Annotated in this window: 11 protein-coding genes; all 11 read left to right on the forward strand. The window is 44.4% G+C overall.

The window, feature by feature from the left end:
- The first annotated feature begins 686 nt into the window (after window positions 1-686).
- The 11 genes from B4J23_RS01990 (at window position 687) to der (ending at window position 10,924) form a co-directional block, all read left to right on the forward strand.
- Window positions 687-1,238, forward strand: a complete 552-nt coding sequence (locus B4J23_RS01990) for a phosphatase PAP2 family protein (protein WP_004782094.1) — start codon at window positions 687-689, stop codon at window positions 1,236-1,238.
- 88 nt (window positions 1,239-1,326) lie between these two features.
- Complete coding sequence (iscX, locus tag B4J23_RS01995) at window positions 1,327-1,527, forward strand: Fe-S cluster assembly protein IscX (RefSeq protein ID WP_005232138.1); 201 nt, start codon at window positions 1,327-1,329, stop codon at window positions 1,525-1,527.
- A gap of 110 nt (window positions 1,528-1,637) precedes the next feature.
- Window positions 1,638-2,069 (forward strand): nucleoside-diphosphate kinase, encoded by a 432-nt coding sequence (gene ndk, locus B4J23_RS02000; protein WP_004782097.1) that lies wholly within the window; start codon window positions 1,638-1,640, stop codon window positions 2,067-2,069.
- 121 nt (window positions 2,070-2,190) lie between these two features.
- Window positions 2,191-3,426: a 23S rRNA (adenine(2503)-C(2))-methyltransferase RlmN gene (gene rlmN, locus B4J23_RS02005; protein ID WP_291358621.1), complete on the forward strand. Its 1,236-nt coding sequence runs from the start codon at window positions 2,191-2,193 to the stop codon at window positions 3,424-3,426.
- A 14-nt stretch (window positions 3,427-3,440) separates the two neighbouring features.
- Window positions 3,441-4,241, forward strand: a complete 801-nt coding sequence (gene pilW / locus B4J23_RS02010; protein ID WP_005232134.1) for a type IV pilus biogenesis/stability protein PilW — start codon at window positions 3,441-3,443, stop codon at window positions 4,239-4,241.
- The gene (locus B4J23_RS02015) at window positions 4,232-5,017 is read left to right on the forward strand and encodes a helix-turn-helix domain-containing protein (protein ID WP_291358622.1); all 786 of its coding nucleotides are present in this window, start codon (window positions 4,232-4,234) and stop codon (window positions 5,015-5,017) included. Before pilW ends, B4J23_RS02015 begins: the two co-directional genes overlap by 10 nt.
- Before the next feature lie 23 nt (window positions 5,018-5,040).
- Window positions 5,041-6,162 (forward strand): flavodoxin-dependent (E)-4-hydroxy-3-methylbut-2-enyl-diphosphate synthase, encoded by a 1,122-nt coding sequence (ispG, locus tag B4J23_RS02020; RefSeq protein WP_004782104.1) that lies wholly within the window; start codon window positions 5,041-5,043, stop codon window positions 6,160-6,162.
- 3 nt (window positions 6,163-6,165) lie between these two features.
- Window positions 6,166-7,461 (forward strand): histidine--tRNA ligase, encoded by a 1,296-nt coding sequence (hisS, locus tag B4J23_RS02025; protein WP_125279599.1) that lies wholly within the window; start codon window positions 6,166-6,168, stop codon window positions 7,459-7,461.
- Between the two features lie 30 nt (window positions 7,462-7,491).
- Complete coding sequence (locus tag B4J23_RS02030) at window positions 7,492-8,190, forward strand: YfgM family protein (RefSeq protein ID WP_005232125.1); 699 nt, start codon at window positions 7,492-7,494, stop codon at window positions 8,188-8,190.
- A complete protein-coding gene (gene bamB, locus B4J23_RS02035) occupies window positions 8,187-9,335 on the forward strand; it encodes an outer membrane protein assembly factor BamB (protein WP_291358623.1) in 1,149 nt (382 codons plus the stop codon). The genes B4J23_RS02030 and bamB overlap by 4 nt, the downstream gene beginning before the upstream one ends.
- A 176-nt stretch (window positions 9,336-9,511) precedes the next feature.
- Window positions 9,512-10,924 (forward strand): ribosome biogenesis GTPase Der, encoded by a 1,413-nt coding sequence (gene der, locus B4J23_RS02040; RefSeq protein ID WP_166139054.1) that lies wholly within the window; start codon window positions 9,512-9,514, stop codon window positions 10,922-10,924.
- Window positions 10,925-11,086: the final 162 nt, after the last annotated feature.

Raw genomic sequence — 11,086 nt, forward strand, 5'->3', positions numbered from 1 at the left:
CTTTCGCAAGAGATCTAATATTAATTAATGATAAGTCTCTCTTAAATTCTTACATCTCAATTCATAAAATAGTCATACCTTATCCCTGTGCTTGTTTAAAAGCATGAGTAGCTACCTATATCTCATTAGCTTTTAAATGCTTTGAAATAACCAAATTTTGAGTAAGAGCAAAGCAAAAAGCGGCTTACAGATACATTTTCACCAAAGTCTTGGGTGCTATAACTGCACTATACTCGAAGCACATTCGATCCTTCTCAGGTTTTGTTAAAGGCTAGATAATTATTCTCAAAGAATGAATTGAATGTGGTAATTCAGACTTATTTCACTGAATACCAGTATAAATAAATTATCTATTAACAGTTCAGGGATAGGTCGGATTGAAAGGTTAGAAAATATAGTGCAGGAGGCGATGGCCAGCGGTGGAGCAATGATCGCTAATGATCATGGATGTACTTGTTTACAGCTGCAACATGATCGGAAAAGTTGGCTGAGTAGGTTGGGATAGTAGTAAGAATTCATCTGTTAGATGTTTGAATTAGGCGATTTATAACGATTACAGAAGGATGCAGGTATTAAGAAACTAAAAAAGGTGAATAGCGATTATCTCATGTGTCAATTTGAACAAGCTCTATTTTTCAGTCGTGCAAAACCTGAAATACAGGGCATAAAACAATAAGAGCTTTACAATGAAATTTCAGAATGCAAAACTAAAATTTTTAGAAATTGATTTAAAAGGCTGTATTTATCTTAATCATTTTTCACATTCAGAACGCATTGCAGCTTTTTTCAAAATCATTAGCCGGTTGGGCAATGGCGTATTCTGGTATTTGATGCTCATTGCCGTCTGGCTGATTCAGGGTCTGATGTATACCTTACAGATTGTTTATCTGGTGTTTGGCAGTATGGTCGGAACCCTGATTTATAAACTTCTAAAAACCAAAACAGTACGTCCACGCCCTTATCAGGTGCATCAGGTGATTCGGCTCTGTGAGCATCCGCTGGATCATTTTAGTTTTCCTTCGGGACATACCTTGCATGCAGTGATGGTGACCATTGTGCTGGGCTATATCGTACCTTTTTTGCTGTTTTTAATGTTGCCATTTGCCATTCTGGTCGCGATCTCCCGAATGGTTTTAGGCTTGCATTATCCAAGTGATGTGGCGGTAGGAGCCATATTGGGCGCGCTGGTGGCCACCATGATTGTATTTACGGCACCTTTTTTTAATATCATGTTGTAAAAAATCACGAGATGATCTGGCAAAGGCTCGCAGAATTTTGCAAATTTGCTAAAGTACTACATCACAGTAAATAGGCTTAGGAATAGACATGGGTTTACGTTGGACAGATACCCTCGATATCGCGATTGAATTGTATGAAGCGCATCCAGACGTGGATCCGCAATGGGTTCGCTTTACCGACCTGCATGCCTGGGTATGTGCACTTCCTGATTTTGAAGACGATCCAACCAAATCAACCGAAGGGCTTCTGGAAGCCATTCAAATGGCATGGATTGACGAAGCACGTTAATTGCCAGTTTGAAAAAAGCAATTTTTTTACAGTTTAAAGGCAGAAAAAAGTCCATTATTCGGTATAATGCGGCAAATTTTCATGTCAACAATTGACTTAAGGAGCCAATCATGGCTATTGAACGTACATTATCTATCGTAAAACCAGACGCAGTTGCTAAAAACCACATCGGTGACATCTTTGCTCGTTTCGAAAAAGCAGGTCTTAAAATCGTTGCGACTAAAATGAAACACCTGACTCAAGCTGAAGCTGAAGGCTTCTACGCTGAGCACAAAGAACGTGGTTTCTTCGGTGACCTAGTTGCATTCATGACTTCTGGTCCAGTTGTTGTTTCAGTTCTTGAAGGCGAAAACGCTGTTCTTGCTCACCGTGACATCCTTGGCGCGACTAACCCTAAAGAAGCTGCTCCTGGTACAATCCGTGCAGACTTCGCTGTAAGCATCGACGAAAACGCTGCTCACGGTTCTGACTCTGTAGCATCTGCTGACCGCGAAATTAACTACTTCTTCGCGCAAACTGAGATTGCTCCACGTACTCGTTAATACGCAGTATTCAAACCAGATAAGTGTTATTATACTTATCTGGTTTTTTTATTCTCTGAATAATTCTTTGCTCAGATATTGAGCTTCTCCTTTCATCTTTAGACATGGTTTAGGTATACACATGAGTACTGAAGTGGTCGCTACATCAGCAGTTTCTGATGGACAGCAACAATCTCCGTCCACTCCTGCACAGCAAAATTCTGTGGAAAAAGTGAACTTACTAGGCATGTCACGTCCGCAAATGGAAAAATTCTTCGAAGATATGGGCGAGAAGAAGTTCCGTGCCGGTCAGGTGATGAAATGGATTCATCAGTATTTCGTGACTGATTTTGCCGAGATGACCAATATCTCGGGCAAGCTGCGTGAAAAACTGGAAAAGATTTGTGAAATTAAAGCGCCAGAAGTGGTGCATAAAAACTATTCCAAAGACGGTACCCGTAAATGGGTGTTCCGTGTCGGTGATGGTGACGGCTCTCTGGTTGAAACTGTCCTGATTCCCGCAGAAGACAAAACTGGCTCACGTAAGACCCTGTGTATTTCTTCACAAGTGGGCTGTGCTCTGGACTGTTCATTCTGTTCAACCGGTAAGCAAGGTTTCCAGCGTGACCTGACTCAAGCTGAAATCATCGGTCAGTTGTGGATGGCCAACTATTCCTATATGGAAGAAGTGCCTGTGGCTGAGCGTGAGCGTTCAGTGACCAACGTGGTGATGATGGGTATGGGCGAGCCATTGCTGAACTATGACGCTGTATTAAATTCTATGCGCATTATGCTGGACGATTTTGCTTATGGCATGTCTAAACGCCGCGTGACGCTTTCAACGTCTGGTGTCGTGCCGAAAATTGACCAGTTGGCACAAGATATTGATGTGGCTTTGGCGATCTCATTACACGCAACCAATGATGAACTGCGTAATGAACTGGTGCCAATCAATAAAAAATATCCGCTAGAGCAGCTTATTGCCGCTTGTCAGCGTTATATCACTAAAGATGGTAATGAAAGTGCGCGTAAGCACGTAACCATCGAATACGTAATGCTGGATGGCGTAAATGACAAGCCTGAACATGCCCAGCAGATGATCAAGCTGCTCAAAGATCTGCCAAGCAAGATTAACCTGATTCCATTTAACCCGTTCCCGCATGCGCCATATGGCCGTTCAAGCCGTAACCGGATTATTTCTTTCCAAAAAACTTTGTCTGATGCCGGTTTTGTGTGTACGATTCGTCAGACACGTGGTGATGATATCGACGCTGCGTGTGGACAACTGGTAGGACAAGTCGCTGACCGTACCCGTCGTGCGGAACAGTGGAAAAAGAAAATTGCGCAGTCCAACGAGATTATGCGCTCACAAGGATAACAAGAGGTCGCCAATTGAGTAATCTGACATCTAAACTTGCTTTGGTTTCAGTAGTATGTGGGTCTTTGGTTTTAACTGCGTGTCAAACGCCAGATCTGGGTCAGAAGGACCCGGAAAAAGCCACCAAGGTTCGTACTCAGTTGGCGGTTGAATATCTTAAAAACGGTGATCTGGATTCAGCTAAACGTGCGCTGGATCAGGCACTGGAAACTAATCCGCGTGATTCGCAAGCCAATATGATGATGGGCGTGCTGCTTCAGCAGGAAGGCAGCAAACCTAATCTTGAAAAGGCCGAAGGTTATTTCAAGCGTGCAATTTCGGCAGATCCAAAAAATGCCCAGGCACGAAATAACTACGGCACCTATTTATATCAGCTTGAGCGCTATAAAGATGCGATCGAGCAGTTCGAAATTGCCGGCGCAACTTTAGGTTATGACCAGCGATTTCGTGCCCTTGAAAATATGGGACGGATTTACCTGAAACAGGGTGATTTGGTGAATGCTGAAAAATCATTCAAACAGGCACTACAGGCTAATCGCGCTTCGTATATATCAATGTTAGAGTTGGCAGAAATTTTTTATCTGAACCAGCAGTTCCCGGCCGCGACTCAAATGTATGAACAGTTTGTACGTGGCGTGGGGCAGAAAAACCAGAGTGCCCGTGCGCTCTGGATTGGCATTCGCACTGCGCGTGCCAGTGGCGATCAGTTAGGCATGCAGGTATTGGTAAATCAATTACGTGCATTGTTCCCTGAAAGCCCGGAATACCAACGTTATTTGCAATTACAGTACAGTACTGAGGCCGTATGGAAGTAAATCCTAATTCAGATTCGAATAATTCGAGCGTAGCTCCAAACGCGTTAGGAAATGTTCAGCGTCCAGGTGAGTACTTACGCAAGATTCGTATTAATCAGCAACGTGAGCTTGAAGACGTTGCCAAAGAACTCAATATTCCGGTAAAGACCCTGAGTGCCTTGGAAAAGGATGATTATAAATCTTTGCCTGAAGCGACCTTTATCAAGGGCTATTACCGCACCTATGCCAAATATCTCGGTGTCGATGCTTCTAGCCTGATTCAGCGTTTTGATGAAATTTATGCCAATGATACCGGTATGGTTGCAACGCACGCCCTGAAAGATTCTCCAATCAAGATCATGGGTAAATTGCCAGGTTCAAAGCGTGATCGTAACCGCAAATGGTTAAAGCGTGGCCTGATTGCACTGGTTGTGGTACTGATCTTGGGTGCACTGGTCGCCATGATCCAGAACTGGTCAGAGAGCAGCGAGAATAGTGCCGAAGTTGCGGACACCTCTTCTGATGTTGAGATTTTAAATCTGGATGCCGGTGCTGCCATGTCCGGTGATCAGCTTAAGCTTGATTTTAGCCGTCCGACTTCTGTGCATATTGTAGATGCAGGCGGTAACGTGCTGGCTACTGGCCGTCAGGCATCTACTTTAGAGCTGAACGGTGAAGCGCCATTCCAGATCCGACTGGATGATGCGACAGCAGTATCACTCAGTTTAAATAATGAAAGTATTTCATTGTCACCTTATACGGTTAACGGAAAAGCAGATTTCCGTTTATCTCGTTAATGGTGAGCAGATAGGGCGAAATCATGATCGTAAATCCAATTCAGCGCCGTCCAACACGTAAAATCCGTGTCGGTTCTGTCTATGTCGGTGGTGATGCACCGATCACTGTTCAGTCAATGACCAATACTGAAACCTGCGATGTCGCAGCAACTGTTGCACAAATTCAGCGTTGTGTGGATGCAGGCGCAGACATCATGCGTGTCTCTGTTCCAAGTATGGAAGCAGCGGCCGCATTTGGTGAAATTCGTAAGCAAGTTGACGTACCACTGGTCGCAGATATTCACTTCGACTATAAAATTGCGCTGGCTGTTGCTGATCTGGGTGCAGACTGTCTGCGTATTAACCCGGGGAATATCGGTTCAGAAGCCAAGATTCGTGAAGTCGTGGCAGCAGCACGTCATAACGATATTTCCATGCGGATTGGTGTCAATGCCGGTTCACTGGAAAAAGATATCCAGAAAAAATATGGCGAGCCAACAGGTGAAGCATTGCTAGAATCTGCAATGCGTCATATCGACATTCTAGATCGTCTGAATTTCCATGAATTCAAAGTATCGGTTAAAGCATCAAATGTGTTTTTGACTATGGATGCTTATCGTCTGCTGTCTAAACAGATTGATAATCCATTGCATCTCGGTGTGACTGAAGCAGGCGTATACCGTACCGGTTCAGTAAAATCAGCGATTGCTTTGGGTGGTCTACTGATGGAAGGCATTGGCGATACCATGCGTATTTCTCTGGCAGCTGAGCCTGAAGAAGAAATCAAGATCGGTTTTGATATCCTGAAATCGCTGGGTCTTCGTTCTAACGGAATTAATTTCATTGCCTGCCCAAGCTGTTCACGTCAGGAATTTAACGTGATTAAAGTGATGCAGACCCTGGAAGAGCGTCTGGAAGATGTTCGCGTGCCGATGGATGTGTCTGTGATTGGCTGTAAAGTGAATGGTCCGGGCGAGGCCAAAGAAGCCGATATTGGTGTAGTAGGTGCAAGTCCGCGCTCACTGGTGTATCGTAATGGTGAAAAGAGCCATTTAATCGATACCAATCAACTGGTTGATGAAATCGAATCAATGGTTCGTCAACGTGTTTCCGAGCTTGAAGAAGCCAAATCAAAAGAAATTATTCGCACAAGTTTTTCTGAGTAGATCATGAGTTCAATCGTCGCAATCAAAGGTTTTAATGACATTCTCCCAACGCAAACCCCAGCTTGGAGACGTCTTGAACAGCATCTGTCAGGTCTGATGGATGCCTATGGCTATCAACAGATCCGTTTGCCGATGGTTGAACAGACCAATCTGTTTAAACGTTCGATCGGTGATGCCACAGATATCGTTGAAAAAGAAATGTACACCTTTCTGGACAAAGGTAATCCGCCTGAATCTTTAACGCTACGTCCTGAAGGAACAGCGGGCTGTGTACGTGCGATGCTGGAACATAACCTGCTTCGTGGTGCGACCCCGAAAGTCTGGTATATCGGACCGATGTTCCGTTATGAAAAACCGCAAAAAGGCCGTTATCGTCAGTTCCACCAGTTTGGCGTGGAAACATTTGGTGTGGCAACGCCTGATCAGGATGCAGAACTGATCCTGATGACAGCACGTCTATGGAAACGTATGGGCGTGGCTGACAAGGTTCAACTTGAACTGAATACATTGGGTGAGTCTGATGAGCGTGCAGCGTATCGTGCGGCACTGGTAGAGTTCCTGCAAGCGCATAAAGCGGATCTGGATGAAGATTCTCAACGTCGTCTGACGACTAATCCGCTGCGTATTCTGGATTCCAAAGATGCCAAAACTCAAAGCATCCTAGAAAATGCGCCAAAACTTCACGACTTTATGGGTGAAGAAACACTGGCACACTTTAACCAGTTACAACAGTATTTGTCAGATGCCGGTATTAGCTTCGTCATCAATCAGAAACTGGTACGTGGTCTGGACTACTATAACAAAACCGTATTTGAATGGACCACTACTCACTTAGGTTCGCAAGGTACTGTGTGTGCTGGTGGTCGTTATGACGGCTTGGTCGGTCAATTGAAAGGCAAGGCAGATCAATCTGTACCTGCCGTCGGTTTCGCGATGGGGATGGAGCGATTATTGCTTCTACTGGAACAGGTTGAAGACAATACTCCAGTACGTGATTGCGAAGTATTCCTAGTTGCCGATCCTGCTTCTCAAGGTAAAGCACTGGTATTGGCTGAACAGATTCGTGATCAATTGGAAGCTGCAGGCAGTAATATTCGTCTGAAAGTCGGCTCTCAAGGTTCAATGAAATCGCAAATGAAAAAAGCCGATCAGGCCGGTGCTTTATATGCAGCCATTATCGGTGAGCGTGAACTTGAAGCACAAAGCTTTACGGTGAAAGAGCTGGCGACTGCAGAGCAATCTACTGTGCCATTTGCTGACTTTGTCGCATTTTTCAGTACTAAAATTTCTTCAAAATAATCGATAAAACATTAGGAAAAAGGTAATCGCATGAGTGCAATGACTGATGATGAACAACTTGAAAGTTTAAAATCCTTCACGAAGAAATATGGTTCTTCGATCATTATCGGGATTCTGGTTGCGCTGATTGCCTTTTTCGGATGGGAATATTGGCAGAAGAAAAACTTGGCAGAATCGCAAATGCAGACTGCCAAGGTTCAGCAACTGATGGATGAAGCGCAGGCCGCTGACGGTGATGCTTTTGCCAAGCTGTCTGAAACTGCAGACAAAATTGTTAAAGAAGCACCGGATTCAGCCCAAGCGATTCAAACCCAGTTGGTCATGGCGAAACTGGCTTATGACAAGCAGGATTATGCTGCTGCTGAGAAAGCACTACAAAAAGTTGAAAACTCTAAAGTTGATGATAAAGGCTTGGTTCAGGTCGTTAAATTGCGTCTGGCTTATGCACAATTAGCACAGAAAAAATATGATGCAGCCCTGAAAACTTTAGATGCAGTGACTGAACCTGCATTTAAAGCAACCGCTGATGAAGCACGTGGCGATATCTATGTTGCCAAAAATGATATTGAAAATGCCAAAAAAGTATATCAAAGTGCATGGGATGCTTTGATTGAACGTAAAGAAGAACGTCAAATTTTACAAATTAAGCTCGAAAGCGTAGGCGTGTTGGTCGATGACCCGGAAATCGAACGCCCAATTATAGAAACACAAGTGGAAGAAGCTGAATGAACAGAACATATAAAATCACCTGTGCTTTAACTGTTTTAACCCTTGCACTCGCTGGCTGTGCGGGTAAGACCAATAAAGTACCAGAAGTAAAACCGAATCCACTTCCAAAAATCAGTCAGACTAAAACACTTGTTCCTGTATTTTCGACCAGTGTTTCTTCAACAGAGAAGGCTGATCCGCTACGTTTACGTCTGGATACGGATAACGGAGTCGTATTTGCGATCGACCCTAAGGGTGAAGTCACTGCTTTTAATGGCAAGCAGCGCCTGTGGCAGAAAAAAGTCAGCAAAGATACTTTAAGCTCTGGCGTTGAAGCCGCTGATGGGATCGTGGTGGTTGGCAGCAACAAAGGCCAACTGATCGCACTAGATCAGCAGACTGGCGAACAACGCTGGACTGCACAATTGACTGGTGCCATTTTGGCGCCTTCACTGGTTCATGCAGGTCGCGTAATTACTGTTACTAATGATGGTACTGTATATGCCCACGAAGTGGCTTCAGGCACTCAGGTATGGACCTACGATTTACCGAATGTCCAGTTTAGCCTGCGTGGCATGGCGGCTCCGGTGCCTTTAGATGCACGTAATGTATTGATTGCGACTTCAAATGCTTATATTTATGCAATCGATGCCCTAAGTGGTGTGCCTAAATTGCAGCGCCGTGTTGCGATTTCTGATGGTCGTTCTGACATTCAGCGTTTGATCGATATTGACGGTGATCCTGTCGTAGCAGGTCAGTTTATTGTGACCACTAGCTATCAAGGTCAGGTGACTGTATTTGATCTGGCTTCACAACAGGTAATCTGGAGTGAAGATGCTAGCAGTATCCAGCGACCGGAAGTGGTTGGTAATGGCGTGTTTGTTGCCCAAACCGATGGTAAAATCAGCGCTTATGGAATTACCACTGGCCAGCCTTTATGGGAAAATGACCAGTTGTTGAATCGTCAGCTGAGCAATCCGGTAATGCTCGGAACTGAACTTGTCGTAGGTGATCTGGACGGAGTACTGCACCTGTTAGATCCATCAACAGGACAGATTATTGGTCGTGCTAAAACTTCTGGTGAAGTGCGTCATTTACGCGTAATTGACAACCAGCTCTATGTTTCGACTCGCAAGGGTGCATTAAGCATCTGGCAGAATCGTTAATTTTTGTTTGGCTTATGCTAAAATAAGCCAACCGTATTTTTTACGCGGGGTGATTGAATATTCAATGCCCCGTGTTTTTATTTATTTTAGGCTTTAATTCTATTCCCTTTTTCTTCCAAAACTTTCTGATGTTCAGGCCATTTTTAGACAGCCTGATATTGAATAAAGGTTAATCTATGAAACCCGTAATTGCGCTCATTGGTCGTCCGAACGTCGGAAAATCAACTCTGTTTAACCAGATAACCAAGAGCCGTGACGCATTGGTAGCAGACTTTGCAGGTCTGACACGCGACCGTAAATATGGTGATGCGATCTATCAAAACAAATCTTTCATTGTCGTGGATACTGGTGGTATCGGTGAAAATGAAGGTGGTATTGACTCCTACATGGCTGAGCAGTCTAAAACCGCGATTCATGAAGCCGACATGATCATTTTTGTGGTCGATGCACGTGCCGGACTTCTGGCATCTGATGAACAGATTGCTCGTGAACTGCGTACTTTGGGCAAGAAAGTTTTCCTTGTAGCTAACAAAGTTGATGGCGTACATGCTGAAGCTGCTCTGGTCGAGTTTTATAAACTCGGTATGGGCGAGCCTATGCAAGTGGCTGCTAGCCACGGCCGTGGCGTACAGCAAATGCTGGAAGAAGTACTTGAAGATGTGCCTGAAGATGAAAGTCCGGAAGAACATGACAAGAATACTGGTCTGCGCCTTGCAATTATTGGTCGTCCAAATGTAGGTAAATCAACGTTAGTTAACCGTCTATTGGGTGAAGAGCGTGTTGTAGCGTTTGACCAGCCAGGAACGACGCGTGACTCAATCTATATTCCTTTTGAGCGTGATGGTCGTCAGTACACCCTGATTGATACCGCTGGGGTACGCCGTAAAGGTAAAGTTGATGAAATGATTGAGAAATTCTCAATCGTGAAAACCTTGCAGGCGATGAAAGATGCGCACGTAGTTGTGGTTGTTGTTGATGCCCGTGAAGGCATTGTAGAGCAGGACTTGCACCTGATCGGTTATGCACTGGAAGCTGGCCGTGCCATGGTGATTGCGATCAATAAATGGGACAACATGTCTGAATATGATCGTAAACAATGTAAGCTGGATGTGGAACGTCGTTTTGACTTTATTCCTTGGGCGAAAATCCACCTGATTTCTGCGCTACATGGTACAGGGGTCGGTGAGATGTATCCATCGATTCACCGTGCTTATGATTCTTCACATCTGAAAGTATCACCAGCGAAGCTGACCCAGATCCTGAATGATGCCACTGAAGCGCACCAACCACCTACTGTACAAGGTCGTCGCATCAAGATGCGTTATGCGCATATGGGCGGACAGAATCCACCGACTATCGTGGTTCATGGTAATAAAGTAGATAAGACACCTGCGGACTATCGCCGTTACCTGGAAAACGTATTCCGTAAAGTGTACAAACTTGAAGGTACACCAGTAAAAATTGAATTTAAAACCTCAGAGAACCCGTTTGAAGGTCGCAAGTCACAACTGGACGAACGTACTGCTGCGCGTCGCCGTCGTTATGTACAGAAATTCAAGAAAGCCGAGAAAAAATTTAAACGTGGTTAATTGCCATATTTAAATAAAAAAGCCTGCGAAAGCAGGCTTTTTTATTTCGCAGATTCAAATCCCAAGTGCAACACATTTGTAGTTAGTTGAAAAAGTTAGGTGTATTCATAGAATCATTAGACTTTTTCAACTCGCAATTGGAAAGCACACAATGAAGAAATA

Source organism: Acinetobacter sp. UBA3025 (assembly GCF_002367915.1).
Lineage (GTDB): Bacteria > Pseudomonadota > Gammaproteobacteria > Pseudomonadales > Moraxellaceae > Acinetobacter.

Coding starts and splice junctions, on each gene's coding strand:
- B4J23_RS01990 (WP_004782094.1), top strand. CDS start 687: ATGAAATTTCAGAATGCAAAACTAAAATTTTTAGAAATTGATTTAAAA.
- iscX (WP_005232138.1), top strand. CDS start 1,327: ATGGGTTTACGTTGGACAGATACCCTCGATATCGCGATTGAATTGTAT.
- ndk (WP_004782097.1), top strand. CDS start 1,638: ATGGCTATTGAACGTACATTATCTATCGTAAAACCAGACGCAGTTGCT.
- rlmN (WP_291358621.1), top strand. CDS start 2,191: ATGAGTACTGAAGTGGTCGCTACATCAGCAGTTTCTGATGGACAGCAA.
- B4J23_RS02015 (WP_291358622.1), top strand. CDS start 4,232: ATGGAAGTAAATCCTAATTCAGATTCGAATAATTCGAGCGTAGCTCCA.
- ispG (WP_004782104.1), top strand. CDS start 5,041: ATGATCGTAAATCCAATTCAGCGCCGTCCAACACGTAAAATCCGTGTC.
- hisS (WP_125279599.1), top strand. CDS start 6,166: ATGAGTTCAATCGTCGCAATCAAAGGTTTTAATGACATTCTCCCAACG.
- B4J23_RS02030 (WP_005232125.1), top strand. CDS start 7,492: ATGAGTGCAATGACTGATGATGAACAACTTGAAAGTTTAAAATCCTTC.
- bamB (WP_291358623.1), top strand. CDS start 8,187: ATGAACAGAACATATAAAATCACCTGTGCTTTAACTGTTTTAACCCTT.
- der (WP_166139054.1), top strand. CDS start 9,512: ATGAAACCCGTAATTGCGCTCATTGGTCGTCCGAACGTCGGAAAATCA.